The following is a 19,255-nucleotide window of genomic DNA, read 5'->3' as shown; positions in this document are numbered from 1 at the left end:
CCGCGCGTCTTCAGATCTTTCCGAGATAGGCCGACACATCCACGTCGTCGATCAACTCCGGGCTCATGAAGCGCCGGGCGTAGCGCAGATGCGTTCCACTCGCCAGGAACAGGTCGAAAACGTCCGGGTCGATGTGACCGCGCCGCTTGAAGCCCCACAGGATCCGGACGGCTTCGGACAGCGGCTTCGATTTCTTGTAGGGGCGGTCGGCCGCCGTCAGCGCTTCGAAGACATCGGCGACGGCCATGATGCGGGCGGGCACGCTCAGCTGTTCGTGGGTCAGCCCCCTGGGGTAGCCGGTTCCCCTCAGGTTCTCGTGGTGCGTTCCAGCGATCTCGGGCACCCGGCGCAGGTTTTTCGGGAAGTTCATGGCTTCCAGCATCTCGATCGTCTGGATGATGTGTTCGTTGATCTTGTAGCGTTCCTCGGGCGTCAACGTGCCGCTGCGGGTGGCGAGGTTGTGCAGCTCGCCGCGGTTGTAGAGCAGCTCCGGGGCTTTTAGGTTGAACCGATCGGGCGCAGTGTTTGCCCGGGTCGGAGGTCTCGGCACCATGTGTTGCGGTTTGTCGTCCAGCAGGTGTTCGACGGCCGGCAACCCGGTGGGCGGCAGCGCCTCGATGGCCTGCGCCGCCTGCGGACCCAGTCCGAGCCGGTCGTCGAAATGCCGCATCCAGGTGCGCTGTCCGATCTCCCGCAGGCGGGCCACTGCGCCTTCTTCCATGAGTTCGGAGCCGACGTTGCAGCGCGCGACGAACGCGAACTCCTCCTCGAGAACGGCGCACTGCTGCTCGAAGCGTTCGCACGCCGCGGCCGCATGGCCCCCGCCGATGAAGGTCCTGAGCATGTCGATCTCGGCATCGCGCCTGAGCACTTCGAAGCGTGTGCGGACCTCGTGGATCCGGTCGTGGATCGTTTCGAGCTTCGTCGCCTTGTCGACCACGTACTCCGGCGTCGTGATCTTGCCGCAGTCGTGCAGCCAGGCACCGATCCGGAACTCGCGCCATTGCTCTGCGGTGTCGAAGCGGAAGTCGGCCAGCGGCCCGGTGTCCACGCGCACCGCCTCCTCGGCAATCATGACCGCCAGCTCCGGCACCCGGTCGCAGTGGCCACCGGTGTAGGGGCTCTTGGCGTCAATGGCACCGGCCAGCAGCTTGACCATGGAATCCACCAGGTCGGCCTGGGCCTGGACCAACTGGTGGTTGTCCAGCGACACCGCGGCCTGCGCCGCGAGCGCCGAGGCGATCTGCACGTCTTCTTCGCTGAAGGGAACGGCCTTGCCGCTGATGGGGTCGAGCGCATTCATCAGCTGCAGGACCCCGATGACCTCTCCCTCGCGCGGTGCCAGCGGAAGCGCCAGCATGGACACCGTCCTGTAGCCCGTGCGCTCGTCGAACCTGCGCGTGCCGCTGAGGTCGAACCGCGTCTCGGCATAGACGTCGTCGATGACCACATGCGCATTGCGCAGGGCCACGTAGGTGGACACGAACTGGTCGTTGTCCGATCCATCCGGACGGACCAGGGGGATCTCTTCCTGCGGCAGCGAGTCGTCGCGCGTGCGCAGGGCAAAGCGCAGCGTCCGGTTCTCCGTCACGATATACAGCGTGGCCGCATCGCAGCGTGTCAGGCGCTTGGCACCCCACAGGATCTGCTGGAGCAGGTTGATGCGGTTGCGCTCGCGCGACATCGCCAGCCCCGCTGCGATCAGCTCTTCGAGCCGCTGGCGTGAGCCCCGCAACTCCTCTGTCCTGGCCCGGATGGATTCGCGCATGACCGAATGCGCGTCGGCCAAGGCGTTGAACTCCTTGAGACGGGACTGGATGCGCGGTGAAGGACCGAAGTCCAGGGTGCAGATCCGGATGGCATCGCGGGTCAGGTCGTCCAGGGCGCCGACGATCCTCTTCGTGACCCACCAGGCCGCGCACAGCGCGGTCGCCAGCACCAGCACGCCGATCAGCGTCATGCGCTCGCGTGCGGCGACCATGAAGCTGGAGAACGCCAGCAGTGGGGCATAGGCCACCACCCGCCAGGGCTCGCCCGGGCCGACCTCCACGCTGGATTGCGCGAGCACGAACTTCTCTCCGTGCACCGGAACCGTCGCCACGTGCGGGTGGACACCCCTGCCGGTCCATTGCGCCAGCTCGCGCAGCACGCCCAGCGTGTCCTCGTCCGCAGCGGCGGCGGCGGCGGCGCCGTGCTTGCTGGGTGGAGCGACCGCGCCGCTGCCGGCGCCGGACACCAGCAGCTCGCCCGACGGGGCGATGAGGCCCCCGGCGACGTGCGGCGGGTAGGGCAGCCCCCGGAACAATTGGTCGAGGCCGCTGGTGGCGATTTCGGCCAGCACGACGCCCGATCCGTCGTGCAGGCGCGCAGCGACCGTGATGCCGGCTTCGCGCGTGCTGAAGAATGGCGCGGGGCCGCTGACCAGGGTCCCGGTCTGTGCGGCAGCGGCATTGGCGGCCCGGTCCTGCCAGGGGTCGAGGCGGGTGGCGTCGCGGCGCTCCGCGAGCAGGTGCCCCGTCTCGTCCAGCAAGCGCCAGGTCTGCAGCCGCGGCGCGTCGCCTTCGCCCGGCTCCACGGACCGGGCGGCAAACCGCGCCGCAGGCGGTGCGTGCAGCGACGCGGCCAGCGGACCGGTGTCGCGCAGTGCAACGACCTCGAAGTACCTGCCGTCGTTCAGCACCGCCCGCAAGGCGTGCAGGCTGGGCTCCACCGCGAGGGCCGCGACCCATTGCCGTTGCAGCGGGTCGCGCTGCGATGGCGTCAGCGCCAGGCCGGCCGATGCCTCCATGCCGACCAGGGTCTGCACACGGTCGATCAGCCCGCGCAGGAGCGCATTGCCGCGCTGGACGTGCTGCGAGAAGACGACCTGGGCGTTGTCCTGCGCCATCTGCTCGAACTTGACCGAGGCGATGGAGGTGAACGCGACGGTGACCAACAGCATGAGCCCGGCGAGCGGCAGGCCGAGCGCGAGCTGCACGCGCCACAGCTTGGACTGGCTGGCTCCGAGGCGCTGCGCCAGATGGTCGGACGCGCGACGGCCGAAGACGGAGGCGCGTGAAGAAGGGGTCTGGGGTTCAGGTTGCACGTGATGCTGTCCATCGTTGGCACGCACTGCAGCGCAGCGCGGCCGGCGGAAGGGCGATGGCCGGTCGGGTCGTCACCTTCGGCGACTACTTGGCGGTGAAGGTGACGATGTCGCCATCCTCGCCCTTGCGCAGCCGCTCCAGGTGGAAGCGGACCAACGGTTCGGCGCCCTGCGTCTGCGCCAGCCGCTCGAACGCCGCGAGCGCCTGGGGGTCGCGCGCGGCCATCAGCGCGTAGGCGCGTTCATAGTCGGCGATGGCCTGCAGGTCGACGGGATGGTCCAGGCCGTCGTTGGCGGGCTGGAAGACCAGCAGTGGCCTGGTCTTGCCCTTGAAGACCAGCTGGCCGACCCGCCGAACGGCCGGCGTGGCCGGTTGCCTGCCCAACACCGCTTCGGAAATGCACATGCGTGTGCCCAGCAGGGCGTTGGCGCTCTCCAGGCGCGAGGCCGTGTTGACGGGGTCGCCCAGCGCGCGGTAGTCGAAGATGGTTTCGCCGCCGAAGTTGCCGACGATCACCTCGCCCGCATGCACGCCGATCCGGGTGTGGCCGAAGCGGATGCCGGTGCTTTGCTGCGCCTGCGCGAAGGCCGCTGCGAAGCGCTGCAGTTCCAGGGCACAGGCGACGGCGCGCTCCTTGTGGTCGGCCTGTGCGATGGGGGCGGAGAACATGATGGCGATGCTGTCTCCCACGATCCGGTCCAGGGTGCCCTGGTGCCGGAAGGCGATGTCGATCATGCCGTCGAGGTAGCGGTTCAGCAGCAGCACGGCTTCGGCGGGATCGATCGCTTCCATCAGCGCCGTGAACCCTTCCAGGTCGGTGAAGATGAAGCTGCAGGTCTGCCGCTTCCCGCCCAGCACCAGCTCTTCGGGGTTCTGCACGATGTGGCTCACCAGATTGGGCGACACGTAGCGAGAGAACGCCTGCGACACCCAGCGGCGGCGCTTGTCGCTCATGTGGTGGCGCTGCACGCTCGGAACCAGGAAGGCGCAGGCGATGCCGATGCCCGGCGTCAGCGGGTCGAACAGCATCTGGTGCAGCGAGAACAGCCACCAGGACACGCCAGCGACCGCGACCAGTGCAACGGCCGACACGGCCGCGGCCACCGCCGGACGTTGGGACAGCGCCACGGCGCAGGCCAGTGCGGCGCCTGCCAGCAGCACCAGCGCCTCGACCACCCGCGCCCATGCAGGCCGGTGCAGGAAGTGCTTGCCCAGGATCTGCTCGAGCGCCTGGGCATGCACTTCCACACCCGGCACCAGATGGCCCTGCGTTCCGAAGCGCAGGTCCAGCAAGCCCTGGGCGGAGCTGCCGACCAGCAGGATCCTTCCCTGCAGCTCGCTGGCCGGGACCTGGCCGGCCAGCAGCTTCCACGCCGGAATCGCCCGGTGCGCGGACGCGGCAGCGTAGTGCAGCCACATCTCGCCGTTGCGGGTCGTCGGAATGGAGAACTCGCCGATCCGCACCTCCTGGATGCCCTCGTCGGTGCTGCGCACCAGGAGGTTCTTTTCGCCCAGGGCGGTGCGCAGCAGCTCGGAGACGAGGCTGGGCACGGTGCGGTCTGCCACGCGCAGCAGCAGCGGCACCCTGCGCACGACGCCATCCGAGTCCGGCAGGAACGCGAGCGCCCCATGGCCGGTGGCATGCGCTGCCAGCGCAGGCACCGCCGCGACCGCGGCCGCGAACGGCTGCAGATGCGGCGCCGCGCCCGGACCGAACTCGACCAATCCGGCCGTGACGGGGACAGGCGCCGCCGCGCCGCCAGGCTGCGGCGCTGCCTGGCGGATGGCGAAGCCGAGCACGACCTTGCCCCCATCCATCGCCTGCGCGAACAAGGCGTCGTGGTCCTGCATCGCCATGAAGGCCGCACGTTGTGCCACCGTCAGGTCCCAGTGCCTGGCCACCTCCAGCGGCGAGCTGCGGTCCGGTTCCGCGAAGACGATGTCGAAGCCGAGCGCAGCTGCGCCCCCCGCCGACGCGGAGGTGACCAGATCCGCCATGTAGGTGCGCGGCCACGGCCATTGCCCGATGCGCGCGAGGCTCTCTTCGTCGATGTCCACGATGCGCACTGCGGCGTCCTCGTACTGGCGGGGCTGCCAGCGCTGGTACTGGTCGAAGACGGCGTTGCGCAGGGCCTGGAGCCACAGAGGCTCTTGCAGGAGAAGGCCGACGAGCACCAGCAAGCCGGCCGTCCATCCCAGAAGCCGGGCGACCGAGTTCCAGTACGAAGCAGTCGGGGCGGGGCTCAACGCGGCGCGGCTCAAGGTTTGAAGACGACCGCTCCGGTGACCGTGCCCAAGCCGCTGTTGAATCCGTACAGCAGACCGGCCCGCGAGCTGCCCGCTCCACCCACCATGCCACGCACGGCAGCACCGTTGCCGAGAGCGCCGGTGCAGCCGGCGGAGCATCCATTGCCCGTGCTCCTGATCGCCGCGCCGCCGGCGAAACCGAAGGTGCCGGTCTGCGCGGCGGTGCCGCTCAGCGAGAAGGTCTGGTCTGCGACCGGAACCGACAGGCTGAAGGTCGCGAACCCTCCGGTCGCACCGGGGAACGTGACGCGCAGGCTGCCGGTCGCCGCGTTCTCGGTGCCCGTCGCCACGAGTTGCCCACGCGCCGAGGTGACCGTCGATGCCGTTGCGCCGAACGAACTGAACGAACGGACGACCGGGAGCGTCGGGGTTCCCGCGAAGGTGAAGTAGTGCAGCGCGCGCGTCCTGCCCTTGCCGTTGTCGTCATCGTCGTCGTCGTCGGATCCGGCCCGGTAGCGGCCGTCCGTCCATCGGCCCCAGGCCACATTGCCGTCCGAATGGGCCTGGACGGGGGTGCCTGCGTGCAGCAGCCGCTTGCCCGAGCCGTCGCGCTCGCGCACCTCGGCCAGTGCGCTGCCTGCGAAGGTGCGGTAGCCGGACACCGCTCCGGCCTGCGTGCCGCCCTCGCGGTCGGAGCTGACTGCCATGACGGTACCCATGCCTGGCGGCAACGGCGACTCCACCACGGGCGCCGGGGCGGGTCCCGGAGCAGGACCGGGCGCGGGTGCGGGTGGGGGAACAGGTGCTGGTGCTGGTGCCGGCGACGGCGACGGCGACGGCGACGGCGACGGGGACGGCGATGGCGATGGCGATGGCGACGGACCGGGAGCAGGGCCAGGTGCCGGGACCGGGGCAGGCGCAGGAGACGGCGCAGGAGCTGGCGATGGCGCAGGCGGATCGACCAATTCCGGCGCAGGCGCTCCGGGCGGTGGAGAGAAGTTGCCCGGCGGCCGGGCAACGACCGTGCTTTCGGGTGCGGGAACCTCCGCTTGCCCATCGCCCGGGCTCGGTGCGACGAGCGTGCGCAGGTAGGTCTGGACTTGCTCGCCGGATGTCCGCTGGGCCGTGGTTGCACTCGCCACCTGCGTGGCGCCACCGGCGGCCTCGGCGGCTGCTTCTGCCATGGGCGTTTTTGCAGCGCCGCCGTTGGCGGGCACGACCGCGGAGACCAGCTTGGACACGACAGGTGCCGCCGATCTGCTCGCGGCGAACGCCGACATGCCACGGGACACATCGGTGCATCCCGTGTCGTTGCACAGCGCGATGCGCCCGCCGATGACGTTCACGGTCAGCCCGTCGCGCAGCGCCGCGGTGTACTCCGTGCCGCGGATCCCGATCAGCCCTGCCGGCGTGTCGAGCCGGTAGTCGTCCGGCCGGGCCTTGCCGATGAAGCCGCTGATGGTCCGCAAGCTTCCTTTCACGAGGCTCATGAAGCCTTTGGCGCCTTCGGCCCCGCCGCCCTGGCCCAGGTGGTAGGCATCGAGCCGCAGCACCGATCCTGGCTGCAACGCCACCATGCCCCCGTCCACCATCTTCAGTTGGAGCGTGCCGTGGCCCGTCTCGACCGTATCGCCCGAGGAGACGGCCATGCCGCGCGTGGCAGGCCGCCGTTGGCCGCTGGCGTCGATGAGTGTGGCGCCGTCCGCCGCGAACACGATGGTGGCGGATGGCAGGGACTGTGCATGGCCGTGGCCCGCTGCGAGCAGCGCGGCACAAAGAAGGCTCAGGCGCGCGTGTCGGCCCCAGGCGGCGTCATGGGAATGGTGGAATCGTGGCATGGAAAAACAGGTTCAGTTGAACTCCCGCCGTACGGCGAACTGCCATACCACGCGGCGATAGTCGTAGAGCACGACGGAGGAGTCGGCGCGAACGTAGGACACCTGCGGCGACAGGCGCCATGGCGCAGAAGGCGTGATGTGGACGCCCAGCGATGCGTCGAGCTGGCGATCCACCCGCCGGGTATCGAAGAACGGCTCCGCGCCGCCGTACCGGCGCTTCTCGTACTGCACGGCAGCGAAGGCGACGATGGTCTCGTCCAGCGCACGTTCGCCGCCCAGGCGCACGCCCGCCGCGTGGTGGCCGTAGTTGGCGACACCATCCAGGCGTGGCTTCTCCTTGGCGCCATAGACGCTGGCATACACCAGCTGTGCATCGGACAGCGCGCGCGCGAAGCCGGCGCCGAGCACGGCGCGGTCCGCATCCCGCGCGCGATCCTGCGCATAGCGCAAACGGCTCAGCTGCGTGAACGCGCTCAGTTGCGACCGGCCATCCAGCGTGCGCTGCCACTGCGCGCTGAGGCCCGAGGCGCTCCGGTAGCCACGGTCGTCGATGTCGTACTGCAGTGTTTGCAGCGCGGCGGAGAACCTGTCCACCCCGCTGGTGTAGGACGCGCCGAAGCTGCCGTCGTACTGCCGGTTGTTCATCGCATGCACATTGCGGTGGAACGTGCCGCGCAGGTTCGCCGCGGCCTCGAGTTCCCATGCGGGCGACAGCGGCTTTCTCCAGGCGGCTCCGGCGCCGAGGCCTGCAAAGGCATCGCCCCGCTTGCGGTTCTCGCGGTCCAGGTTGAAGACGATGCCGCCGAAGGCCGGAAGCGCGAACTGGCCCGCGGCCGTCGCGCTGTTGACGTTGCTGTCATGGCCGACGACGCCTTCGAAGTAGGCGCGCCAGGCTGCGGACGACGTGCTGGCCGGGGCCACATCCAGCCCGCCGAGCACCCGGTCGATCGCAGCCGCAGCTTCGAGCGGCATCTCGCCACGTCTTGCAGCCTGCAGTTCGGTGCGCGCGCGGTCCGGCTCTCCGGCCAGGAGATAGGCGCGTGCAAGTTCTGCACGTGCCAGGTTGTCGTCGGGCGCGACCGCCACCGCGCGTTCCAGCGCAAAGATCGCACGGGTCGCATGCCCCGCATCCAGGGCCGCGATGCCGAAGAGGTAGCTGAATGGTGCGTCGTCGGCACGCTCCAGTTCCCAGGGCTCGAGCAGCCGGTAGGCCGCTTCGGCCTGGTTCTCCGCCATCAGACGGTGCGCCTGGGCCAGCACGGAATCGTCCGGCTGGGCTGCAGCCGACAGTGCGAACGCAGCACAGCTGAGCAGCACCGCCTTGCGGATCGCGACAAAAAGGGCAGCGGTGATCGGGTTCTGCGCGCTGTTCAGCACATGGTTCATGGATCGGAAAGGTGTGCTTGAGCGCTGACATCGAGCGCGTGAATTGGTCCTTTTTCTGGACAGAAAAAGACTGCTTTTAGTTACAAATCTGGTCAAACGGGCCAATGCTCGGTTGCCGGGCCGCAGCCCGCATTAACCTGGGTTAAAGGCGCCGACGTTTCCGCTGAGCGGAGCTTTTAGGTCGGCGAACGGCGCCGTGTCCCAACCACGCTGCGTGGCGACAACAGCCTTGGATGGGGGCCGCGTGGCGGTTGGTGCTGGAGGCGCACGGCTGTCTGAAGCCGCGCAGAAGAGCGTGGGCGGCGCGCACGGGGCCCAGCGAGAAGCGTCAAGAAGGCGGCATGCCTTGCAGCATCTGGCGGCCTCAAGATCGACGCGGCCCAGTGCCGGCCGCCCGAGCCCAGGCTCACGACCGCGCTCGGCGCATCGACATGGCGTTGCCTACAGGCAGGCTCCCTTCGGCGACCGTGACTTCTACCGGTGCGGGCCGGCGGACTTCATCCCGCAGCCCTACGACGGACTGCGCGCGCTGTAGGTGCTTGACGCACGCATCCATGCAACGGCATTCGGCAGTTCGGCCCTGCGGCGCACGGGCACCATTGCTGCGCCCGCGATGCGGGTGCCGGCTACGCAGCCGGTGGGCATCGTCTTGGCGGCATCGATCGAGAAAGCGTGCCGGCAACCCGGCGACGGCAGCCTGCTCGACGTGCCCGAGGCATATGGCTGGCCGGGTGTCGGGGGAGTTGCGGCAGGTGCAGCACGCGGGTGCTGCAGCGCGGGGGAACCTACGCCGAGGCGCCGGCGTTCCCGGTGGCGGCTGGCGAGGCACTGCTGTGCTGCGCGCTGCCAGCGCGTTCGGCGCAGGCCGTGGACCTGGCCCTGCACCTGGCCGTGTGACAGCGCGGCAAGGCCGCGCAGGCCTTCAGCGCCGGCTGCAGAGCAGGCCGACCACCAGGCCAAAGCCTGCCGCGATCGCGATGGTGCCCAGCGGGTTCTTGACGGCCGATTCGCGCACATGGTCGAGCGCGTCGCCATACACCTGCTGCGCCTTGCCCATGGTCTCGCGCGCCTGGCCTTCCAGGTGGGTTGCGGTGTCGTCGGTGGCGCGTCCGAATGCGCCTTGCACCTTGCCGGCGATTTCGTTGACGGTGCCTTGTGCCTGTTCCAGCATGTTGTGTCCTTTGAAGTTGGGCCACCGCGGGGTGCGAGCGGCCTGCAGCCGTCTGAAGAAGAACGACCTGGCGCCATCATCCGCCGTGGGCAGGTCTTGTCTGTCAGGCAGCGCCGCGACCGTGCGCCAGCGGAACGCAGTCCACGGCGCCCGGGCGGCCGGGCGGGCCATGCGGCGGGGCAATGGCAGCGGCGGCTTGGCGGCCAGGGTGCGCCGCAGCAGCACGGCCCCCGCCTGCGTGAGCACCGCGGCACTTGCGGCGGCCAGGACGGCGGCCAGCACCGGTCGCTCGGCGATGGCGCGGCGCAGCCGCCGGTCGACGGCCCGCAGCCGTTGCTGCAGCGTCGGTGGCGCGGGGGGCGCGGGGGGGCGCGGGCCTTCTGGGCGGGCCGGGAGGGGGGCGGGGTCTTCGTGCATCGTGCCGGCAGCATAGGCCGCAGCGCAGCTGCACGGCGTCGGACGTGGCCCCATCGTGCGGCTGCCGCGGCGCAGGCCGCGGCAGCCTGGCCTCAGGCCGGCACACCCCCGCGGCGGCGGCGCGCACCGGTCCAGCCCGCCGCCCCCAGCCCTGCCAGCAGCAGCAGGATGCTCGCCGGCTCGGGCACGACCGAGGCCGTGAACGCGACGGGCAGCTCCTCGTAGCTGGAGGCGGTGGTGAACACCTCCATGTAGATGGCGGGATCGAAGAAGTCCGCGTAGAAGGGGTTGGCGTAGCCCCCCGCGGCCGTGCTGAAACCGAAGCCGTGCACCGTGATCTGGCCCTGCGGGCCGAAGCGGATCAGGTTGTCCAGTGCGAACGGCTCGTTCCCGGGGATGGCTGTGCCCGTGGGATACAGGCCCGTGATCTGCTCGCCGTTGCGCGTGCCGCTGATGGCGGTGATCAGGTGGAAGCCATCGGCATCGGCTGCGTCCTCGGTGGTGAGGGTGCCGCCGGCCTGGATGCCGGTGCCGCTGTAGCTCCAGTTCCAGACGATGTCGGCCCAGGCCTGGGGTGCGGCGAATGCGCCGGCCAGCGCGATGGCGGCGAGCGCCTGCTTTGCTTTCATGTGTTCTCCGGGAGGTGGCAGGAGCGGACAGCATACTGAGCACCGCTGCGCAAGGCAGCCCCACGGTCCGCCAAACGGAGGACGTACGCGGGTGCCGTCACGGTTCGGCCGGTCCGGCTTGGCGGGCGGCCGGCAGCCGCACCAGCACGGCGGGGAGCCCCAGGGCCTGGATGCGCTCGCCTGCGCGCTGGGCCTCTTCCCGTGTCGCGAAGGGACCGGCCCGCACGCGCAGCCGGCCCGGTGGCCCCGCCGCATCGCCGCGCGCCGGCAGGCCGGCCGCGCGCAGCCGGTCCAGCGCCGCCTGGGCGTTGGCGGGCTCGGCGAACACGCCGATCTGCACGGCGTAGCGGCCCGCCGCGGGGTCCGGTGCGGCCTGCGCTGCGCGCCCAGGCCGCGCCGCGGAGGCCGCCACGCTGGCCGCCAGCGGGGGCGCTGCTGGCGCTGCGGTGGCGGCCGCGGATGCCGCCTGCGCCGGTGCGGGCGGGCCGGCCGGCTCGGCGGGTTCCGCCGGCGCGGAGGTGCTGGCCAGGGGGGCCGGGGCGGGCGCAGGCTGGCCTTCGGTGCCGGGGTTCGGCATCGGCAGCAGGGCGGCGGTGGGCGCTGCGGACGTGGCGGGTGCGAGCGCGGCGGCCTGCGGGCCTGGCGCCAACCGCTCAGATGGCGGCTGTTGCGGCAGCGGCCGCATGGCCAGCACCAGCCCGGCCAGTGCGGCCAGCACCGCGCCGTGCAGCGCCAGCAGCGTGGCCCAGCGCGCCGCCCGGCCGGGCTGCTGGCGCTGCAGCGCGGCGCAGGCGGCGCCGATGCTGGCGTGCGCCGCCACCGCGGCCAGGATGCGCCGGTTGCACAGGCGGTGGTACAGGCGTTCCGCGCCCAGGCCCCAGGCCAGCGAGGCCGCCAGCGTGAGCACCGCCAGCAGCCAGGCCAGCGGCGCGGCACCGGCCCCGAACACGAGCCGCGCCAGGCCCAGCGCCAGCACGGCGCCCAGCAGTGCGGCGCCGGCCCAGAGCGCGGCCGCACCGATCAGCCCGCGCCAGGCCAGCCAGGAGAGCGCCGAGACGAAGCCGCCCCAATGCCAGCGGGGCCAGCGCGGCGCTTGTGTGTTGCCGCCATCGCGTGCCTGGAAGCGCCGCAGATAGTGGTCGCCGCGGTCCGGGCCGATGGCGGCTCGGTACAGCATGGCGGAGACGTCCGCCGCAGGCTGCGGCTGGGGGGAGGGGTGCACGGCGCGACTGTCGCACAACTACACTGTGTCCCCCCCCGCCGTGACTGCGGCGCCGCTGGAGAACCACCGCTTCCATGAGCTCTGCCCCACCCCGAGTCGTGCCTGCGGACGCGCGCATCGTGCTCGATGCAGGCGGTGCGGTCCGCGAGGCGAACGGCAAGGCGGTGCGGCTCCTGCGGCGCTCGCTGGCGGCCTTGCGGGGCCAGACGCTGGCGGCCTTGTTCCAGGCCCCCGGCGAGGCGGCGTTCGCGGCCGAGTGCAACTGGGCCCTGCGCGAGTCCTGTGCCGTGGCCTTCGAGTCCTATTCGACCAGCCTGGGCCGCTGGATCGAGGTGCAGGCGCAGCCGCTGCCCGAAGGCCGGTTGCAGGTGGTGCTGCGCGATGTGTCCAAGCGCAAGCAGGCCTCGGACGTGCTGCGCGAGGGCGAGGAGCGCTTTCGCCACCTGCTGCGCGCCATGGCCGATGCCGTGTGGGATTGGGACCTGCAGGCCAGCACGGTCTGGTGGAGCGAGGGCGCGCAGCGCCTCATGGGCCCGCAGGCGGCCCGCTGGACCGAGGCCGGCCGCAGCTGGCTGGCCGACCTGCATCCGGAGGACGCCACACGCATCCGCGCCGCGCTCGACGCCGCGTTGGCCGGCACCGAAGACACCTGGACCGACAGCTTTCGCCTGCAGCGCGAGGATGGTGTGGTGGTGCCGGTCAGCAGCCGCGCCTACCTGGTCCGCAACGCCGCCGGGCGGGTGCGCCGCGTGGTGGGTGGGCTGGCCGATGTCACGCTGCGCCTGCAGGCCGACCGCGAACTGGCGCGGCTGAGCCGGGCCCAGCGCATGCTGAGCGCCTGCAACGAGACGCTGATCCGGGCCGAGTCCGAGGAGACTCTGCTGCGCGGCGTGTGCCGCATTTCGGTGGACATCGGCGGCTATGCGATGGCCTGGGTCGGCTATGCGCACGACGACGCGCGCAAGACCATCGACGTGATGGCCCACGCGGGCGACGACGCGGATTTCATGCGGGGCATCCCGATGTCCTGGGCCGAGGACGGCCCCAACGGCCACGGCCCGGCCGCGCGCACCGTGCGCGACGGCGAGGTGGTGATCGTGGAAGACATCGCCGAGGACCCGACCTTCGCGCCCTGGCTGGCCGATGCCCAGGCCAGCGGCTTTCGCGGCGTCGCCTGCCTGCCGCTGCGCGACCGCCAGCGCACCTTCGGGTTCTTCTACCTCTATGCGCCCGACGTGGTCCAGATCGGCCGCGACGAGATCGCCTTGCTGCAGGAGCTGGCCAACAACCTGGCCTTCGGCATCGGCAACCTGCAGACCGAGCAGCGCCAGCGCCGCCTGCATGCCGCCGTGCTGCAGGTGGCGGCGGCGGTATCGGCCTCCACGGGCGACGCGTTCTTCCGCACCATGGCGCAGCACATGGCGCAGGCGGTCTCCGCGCGGGCTGCCTTCATCGGCCGCCTGCACACCGCCGAACGCCAGACGGTGCGCAGCATCGCCGCCGTGGTCGATGGCGTCTTCCGCGAGAACGCGGAGTTCGCGCTGGCCGGCACGCCGGCCGAGCCGCTGCGGCACCAGCCCAGCTGCTACACGGAAACGCTGCCGCAGCCCTCGCCGGCCATGGCACGCGCGCTGGGCACCTGGCGGCCCGCGGCTTATGCCGGCGTGCGGCTGGAAGACTCGGCCGGCGAACTGGTGGGCATGCTGGTGACGCTGTTCGATGCGCGCCCGCCCGATGTGGAGCTGGTGCTGTCCACCATGCAGATCTTCGCCGCGCGCGTGGGCGCCGAGCTCGAACGCCAGGAGCAGGACCGCCGGCTGCGCCGCCAGGCCTCGCTGCTGGACCTGGCACAGGACGCCATCGTCGTCTACGGCATGGAGCACCAGGTGCTGTTCTGGAGCCAGGGCGCCGAGCGCCTGTACGGTTGGCGCGGCAGCGAGGTCGGTGCGGACTTCCGCGTGACGCGGCTGCAGCACGACCGCGGCGCCTTCGACCAGGCGCTGCACGACGTGCGCGCGCGCGGCGAGTGGACAGGCGAACTCGTCCAGACGCGGCGCGATGGCAGCACGGTGACCGTGGGCGCACGCTGGACGCTGGTGCGCGACGAAGAGGGTGCGCCCGAGTCGGTGCTGGCCATCCACACGGACATCACGGCGCGCAAGGCGGCCGAGCGCGAGATCCAGCAGCTGGCCTTCTACGACCCGCTCACCCAGCTGCCCAACCGCCTGCTGCTGATGGACCGGCTGCAGCATGCGCTGGCCACCGAGCACCGCAGCGGCCGCGGCGGCGCGCTGATGTTCATCGACCTGGACAACTTCAAGACGCTCAACGACACGCTGGGCCACGGCATGGGCGACCTGCTGCTGCAGCAGGTGGCCGGCCGGCTGCAGGACAGCGTGCGCGAGAGCGACACCGTGGCGCGCCTGGGCGGCGACGAGTTCGTCGTCATGCTGGAAGACCTGGGCCAGGATGACCAGGCCGTGGTCCAGCATGCGCGCCAGATCGGCGAGAAGATCCTGTCGGCGCTGAACACGCCGTTCGCGCTGGCCGGCAACGAGCACCTGTCGACCTGCAGCATCGGCGTGGCGCCGTTCCACGGCCACACCGGCGGCGTGCTGGAACTGCTCAAGCAGGCCGACATCGCCATGTACCAGGCCAAGGGCGCGGGCCGCAACACGCTGCGCTTCTACGACCCCGGGCTGCAGGCCGCCGTGTCGGCGCGCGCGGCGCTCGAGGCCGACCTGCGCGTGGCGCTGGCGCAGAACGCGCTGACGCTGCACTACCAGCCCCAGGTGAATGCCGACGGCGAAGTGACCGGCGTGGAGGCCCTGGTGCGCTGGCAGCATGCCGAGCTCGGCAACATCACGCCGGCCGAGTTCATTCCGCTGGCCGAGGACACGGGCCTGATCATGCAGCTGGGCCGCTGGGTGCTGCGCCAGGCCTGCTTCCAGCTGGCGCGTTGGGCGCAGAACCCCGCCACGGCGCGGCTGGACGTGGCGGTGAACGTGAGCCCGCGCCAGTTCCGCCATCCCGACTTCGTGGCGCAATGCGGCAGCGTGCTGGCGCGCACGCGGGCCGACGGGCGGCGCCTGAAGTTCGAGCTGACCGAGGGCCTGCTGGTCGAGGACATGGAAGGCACCGCGGCCAAGATGGCGGCGCTCCAGGCCCACGGCGTGGGCTTCGCGCTGGACGACTTCGGCACCGGCTATTCGTCGCTGGCCTACCTGCGCCGGCTGCCGCTGGACCAGATCAAGATCGACCAGTCCTTCGTGCGCGCGCTGGGCGGCGATGCCCACAACGACGCCATCGTGCGCACCATCATCGGCCTGGCGCGCAGCCTGGGCCTGCAGGTCATGGCCGAGGGCGTGGAGACGGCGGCGCAGCGCGACTTCCTGCTGCGCGAGGGCTGCAGCGACTACCAGGGCTATCTGTTCAGCCCGCCGCTGCCCGCCGCTGCCTTGCCGGCCTACTTCGCGGCGGCGGGGCTGTCGGCTTCGACTTCCACCAGGCAGTCGTAGAAGGTCGGCGCACGGCCCAGGTCGGTCAGGCGCTGGCTGGTCAGCTCGTTGACGTTGCGTCCGTCCAGGCCCAGCTTGCGCCACCAGATGCCCAGGCCGTTGACCACGCCCTCGCGCGCCCGCGTGCTGACCTCGGCCCGGCAGCGGTAGCTGCCGCGGCCATTGAACACGCGCACCGTGGCACCGTCGACGATGCCGCGGGCGGCCGCGTCCACCGGGTGGATCTCCAGCAGCTGCTCGCCTTCGATGGCGCGCAGGCTGGTGACGTTGACGAAGCTGGAGTTCAGGAAGTTGCGCGCCGGCGGCGAGATCATGGCCAGCGGGTAGTCGGCCGAGCTGCCGATGGCCTCGTGGTTGGGCAGGTGGTCGGGCAGTCCATCCAGGCCCTGGGCCACGAGCCGCGCGCTGAAGAACTCGCAGCGGCCCGAGGGCGAGGGGAAGTTGCCCTGCGCGAATGGCGCATCGGGCAGGGCCAGCGTGGCAAAACCATCGCGCAGCAGCGCACCGAAGTCCACCGCATCGCCGAAGGCCTGGCGGCTGAGCGCCTCGTCGTCGTCCTGCAGGCAGGGGTCGGTCAGGCCCATGCGCGCGGCCAGGGCACGGAAGATGGCGGTGTTGGGCCGGGCCTGGCCGAGCGGCGCGATGGCCGGGCGGTTGAGCAGCACGTCGGTGTGGCCATAGGCCGAATGGATGTCCCAGTGCTCCAGCTGGGTGGTGGCCGGCAATACGTAGTCGGCATGGTCGGCCGTGTCGGTCTGGAACTGCTCCAGCACCACGGTGAAGAGGTCTTCGCGCGCGAAGCCACGCACCACCTTGGCCGACTCGGGCGCCACCGCCACGGGATTGCTGTTGTAGACCACCACGGCCTCGATGCGCGGGCCGAAACCGGCATCGCCCGGGTGCAGCAGCGCATCGCCGATGGTGCTCATGTTGACCGTGCGCGGCCGCCGGCCGGCCAGCAGGTCGGGCCGCTGCAGGGCCGCGCGCTGCACCGGGAACTGGCCCGAACTGCTCAGCAGCATGCCGCCGGCCCGGTGGCGCCAGGCGCCGATCAGCGCGGGCAGGCTGGCCACGGCGCGCACGGCGTTGCCGCCACCGCGCGTGCGCTGCATGCCGTAGTTCAGGCGGATGGCGGCGGGGCCGGCCCCGTCCAAGCTCGCACGGCAGGCACCGTAGTCGCGCGCCAGGCGTTCGATCTGCTCCACGGGCACGCCGCAGACCTCGGCCGCGCGTGCGGGCGGCCACTGCAGCGCGCGTTCGCGCAGCTGCTCCCAGCCCAGCGTGTGATCGCGCAGGTAGTCGTGGTCCAGCCAGTCGTGCACGATCAGTTCGTGCATGAGCGCCAGCGCCAGCGCGGCATCGGTGCCGGGCCGCAGCGCGATGTGCTCATGGCATTTGTCCGCCGTCTCGGTACGCCGCGGGTCGATGCACACGAGGCGCGCGCCGCGGCGCTTGGCCTCCTGCGCGTAGCGCCAGAAGTGCAAACTGCTGGCGATGGCATTGCCGCCCCAGACCAGGATCAGCCTGGCTTCGGCGAAGAACTCCACCTTCATGCCGACCTTGCCGCCCAGGGTCTGCGTCAGGCCCTCGGCGCCGGCCGAGGCGCAGATGGTGCGGTCCAGCAGCGAGGCGCCCAGCGTGTGGAAGAAGCGCGCGGCGATGCTCTCGCCCTGCACCAGGCCCATGGTGCCGGCGTAGCTGTAGGGCACGATGGCCTCGGGCGCGCGCGCGGCGATGGCCGAGAGGCGGGCGGCGATGTCGTCCAGCGCTTCGTCCCAACCGACCGGCTCGAAGCGGCCCGCGCCCTTGGGGCCGACGCGCCTGAGCGGCTGCAGCACCCGCTCGGCGTGGTAGCTACGTTCCACGTAGCGCGAGACCTTGGTGCACAGCACACCGCCCGTCTGGGCGTGGCCAGCGTTGCCCTGCACGCGGGTGGCGACGCCATCGACCACGGTGGTGACGAGCGCGCAGGTGTCGGGGCAGTCGTGGGGGCAGGCGCCGCGCACCTGGCCGTTGCGGGGGAGGTCGAGGGCGAGGGACATGGCGTGGGGCGTTGTCGTCGTTCGGGCGAAGATCAGGCGAGGGCGCTGGTGCCGGCCAGGCCGCGCACGAAGGCCTCGGCGCGTGCCAGCTGCTCCAGGCTCACGTACTCGTCGGGCTGGTGGGCCTGGGTGATGCTGCCGGGGCCGCAGACCACGGTGGGGATGCCGGCGCTTTTGAAGAGGCCGGCCTCGGTGCCGAAGGCCACGAGCGTGGTGGCGCGCTCGCCCGAGAGCTGCAGCGCCAGCCGCGTGACGGCGTCGTCGGCCGAGCCGAGGAAGCTCGGGATCTCGCAGATGGTCTCGAAACGAAAGCCCGCCTCGGGCGCCACCTTCTGCATCGCCGGCTCCAACGCGCGTGCGTGGGCCAGCACCCGGGCCTGCATGGCGGTGGCGTCGGCCGTGGGCAGGTCGCGGAACTCGTAGCGGAACTCGGCGTCGCGCGGCACCACGTTGTCGGCGATACCGCCGTGGAACTGGCCCACGCTGGCGGTGGAGAAGGGCACGTCGAAGCCGGCGTAGCGCGGCTCCTCGCGCTCGAAGCCTTCGGCCATGTCGCGCAGCTTGCCGACCAGGCGCGCCGCCATCTCGATCGCGTTGACGGACAGCGGCGTGAGCGAGGAGTGCGCCTCCTTGCCGCGCACGCAGCACTTGTAGCGGTACACGCCCTTGTGGGCGATGGCCGGCACCATGCTGGTGGGCTCGCCGACGATGCAGGCCATGGGCCGGATGCCGGCTTCGCGCAGGTCGGCGATGAGCTCGCGCACGCCGAAGCAGCCGACCTCCTCGTCGTAGGAAAGCGCCAGGTGCACGGCGAATGGCGCCGTGCCTTCGGCCAGCCGGCGCGCATTGGCCAGCGCCACGGCGATGAAGCCCTTCATGTCGGCGCTGCCGCGGCCGTAGAGCCTGCCGTCCTGGACGGTGGCCGAGAGCGGGTCGACCGACCAGTCCTGCCCATCCCAGGGCACGGTGTCGGTGTGGCCCGAGAGGATCACACCGGCCGGCCGGTGTTCGCCCAGCGTGGCGAACAGGTTGGCCTTGGTCCGGTCGGCGTTGTAGGTCAGCCGGCTGGCAATGCCGAGGCCGGCCAGGTGGTCGCGCACGAAGTGGATCAGCGGCAGGTTGCTGACATGGCTGCGGGTGTCGAGCCGCACCAGGGCTTGGGCGAGCTGCAGGGATTCGGTGGAGAGCATCGGCGCATTGTGCGCAATATGCACGTCGATGTGGGCTCTGCCTTTGAGATCCTCGGCATGCTGAGCTGTGCGAATCTTCGATGCGGAGTACAACGATGCATGGTCAGGCGAGTTCGGCAAGCTGGAAAAATGGAGCAGGGCTAATGATGAAATGCTTGGATTTCAAGGCCGACGAAAGGCTGGCCATGCGCTGCAGCGGACGGCTTGCGCCCCGCTGAGTTGGCACGCCAGCCATCACCGGATTGCATGTAGCTCGGAGGAAGCATGGACTACGATGAAAAGCGGATCGAGGAAGCGGTGCTGGCCCTTCTCGCCGCATTCAATTTCGACGGCGGCCGGTCATGGAAGGGTTTTGACTTTGGCGTCCTGGACCGCTTGCATATACAGGGTCTTGTCGAGGATCCCAAGGGCAAAGCCAAGTCGATATGGCTCACGCAGCAAGGCCTTGAGCAGGGCCTGCGGCATGCGGAGCGCTTGTTTGGCCGGAAGTCCTCGAATGGCGGCTGACA

At 70.8% G+C, this 19,255-nt stretch carries 12 protein-coding genes; 3 read left to right on the top strand and 9 right to left on the bottom strand.

Annotated features, from left to right (window positions below):
- Positions 1-10: 10 nt before the first annotated feature.
- The 4 genes from DES41_RS15830 to DES41_RS15815 all read right to left on the bottom strand — a co-directional run bounded on the left by DES41_RS15830 (position 11) and on the right by DES41_RS15815 (position 8,662).
- The gene (locus tag DES41_RS15830; protein WP_114468631.1) at positions 11-3,085 is read right to left on the bottom strand and encodes an HD family phosphohydrolase; all 3,075 of its coding nucleotides are present in this window, start codon (positions 3,083-3,085) and stop codon (positions 11-13) included.
- An 85-nt stretch (positions 3,086-3,170) separates the two neighbouring features.
- Positions 3,171-5,333, bottom strand: a complete 2,163-nt coding sequence (locus DES41_RS15825; protein WP_245965731.1) for a CHASE2 domain-containing protein — start codon at positions 5,331-5,333, stop codon at positions 3,171-3,173.
- Positions 5,334-5,344: 11 nt separating this feature from the next.
- On the bottom strand, positions 5,345-7,171 hold the full coding sequence (locus DES41_RS39570; RefSeq protein ID WP_114468629.1) for a FecR family protein: 1,827 nt from the start codon (positions 7,169-7,171) through the stop codon (positions 5,345-5,347).
- A gap of 12 nt (positions 7,172-7,183) precedes the next feature.
- Entirely contained in the window at positions 7,184-8,662 is a 1,479-nt protein-coding gene (locus DES41_RS15815; protein ID WP_147282865.1) for a surface lipoprotein assembly modifier, read from the bottom strand.
- 660 nt (positions 8,663-9,322) lie between these two features.
- Here DES41_RS15815 and DES41_RS39565 point away from each other — a divergent pair.
- Positions 9,323-9,454, top strand: a complete 132-nt coding sequence (locus DES41_RS39565; protein WP_281277205.1) for a hypothetical protein — start codon at positions 9,323-9,325, stop codon at positions 9,452-9,454.
- A 25-nt stretch (positions 9,455-9,479) separates the two neighbouring features.
- Here DES41_RS39565 and DES41_RS39090 read toward each other — a convergent pair whose 3' ends face one another.
- The 3 genes from DES41_RS39090 to DES41_RS15800 form a co-directional block, all read right to left on the bottom strand.
- Positions 9,480-10,145, bottom strand: a complete 666-nt coding sequence (locus tag DES41_RS39090; RefSeq protein WP_245965730.1) for a CsbD family protein — start codon at positions 10,143-10,145, stop codon at positions 9,480-9,482.
- A 92-nt stretch (positions 10,146-10,237) separates the two neighbouring features.
- Complete coding sequence (locus tag DES41_RS15805; RefSeq protein WP_114468627.1) at positions 10,238-10,774, bottom strand: PEP-CTERM sorting domain-containing protein; 537 nt, start codon at positions 10,772-10,774, stop codon at positions 10,238-10,240.
- Between the two features lie 97 nt (positions 10,775-10,871).
- Positions 10,872-11,996, bottom strand: coding sequence for an SPOR domain-containing protein (locus DES41_RS15800; protein ID WP_170168193.1), 1,125 nt, complete (start codon positions 11,994-11,996; stop codon positions 10,872-10,874).
- Positions 11,997-12,070: 74 nt separating this feature from the next.
- Here DES41_RS15800 and DES41_RS15795 point away from each other — a divergent pair, with 74 nt between their 5' ends.
- Complete coding sequence (locus DES41_RS15795) at positions 12,071-15,514, top strand: bifunctional diguanylate cyclase/phosphodiesterase (RefSeq protein WP_114468625.1); 3,444 nt, start codon at positions 12,071-12,073, stop codon at positions 15,512-15,514.
- On the opposite strand, the gene DES41_RS15790 is transcribed toward DES41_RS15795, so the two are convergent.
- Together DES41_RS15790 and argE are read right to left on the bottom strand one after the other, a co-directional pair.
- Positions 15,463-17,556: a molybdopterin-containing oxidoreductase family protein gene (locus DES41_RS15790; protein ID WP_114468624.1), complete on the bottom strand. Its 2,094-nt coding sequence runs from the start codon at positions 17,554-17,556 to the stop codon at positions 15,463-15,465. The two genes, DES41_RS15795 and DES41_RS15790, sit on opposite strands and share 52 nt — an antisense overlap.
- A gap of 32 nt (positions 17,557-17,588) precedes the next feature.
- On the bottom strand, positions 17,589-18,746 hold the full coding sequence (argE, locus tag DES41_RS15785) for an acetylornithine deacetylase (RefSeq protein WP_114468623.1): 1,158 nt from the start codon (positions 18,744-18,746) through the stop codon (positions 17,589-17,591).
- A 264-nt stretch (positions 18,747-19,010) separates the two neighbouring features.
- Here argE and DES41_RS15780 point away from each other — a divergent pair, with 264 nt between their 5' ends.
- The gene (locus DES41_RS15780) at positions 19,011-19,253 is read left to right on the top strand and encodes a DUF6429 family protein (RefSeq protein WP_114468622.1); all 243 of its coding nucleotides are present in this window, start codon (positions 19,011-19,013) and stop codon (positions 19,251-19,253) included.
- The last annotated feature ends 2 nt before the right edge of the window (positions 19,254-19,255 follow it).

The sequence above is a fragment of the Pseudorhodoferax soli genome, from assembly GCF_003337555.1.
Classification (GTDB): domain Bacteria; phylum Pseudomonadota; class Gammaproteobacteria; order Burkholderiales; family Burkholderiaceae_C; genus Pseudorhodoferax; species Pseudorhodoferax soli.
The sequence above is the reverse complement of the archived record's forward strand: the minus strand, read 5'-3'. Positions and strand labels throughout refer to the sequence as shown.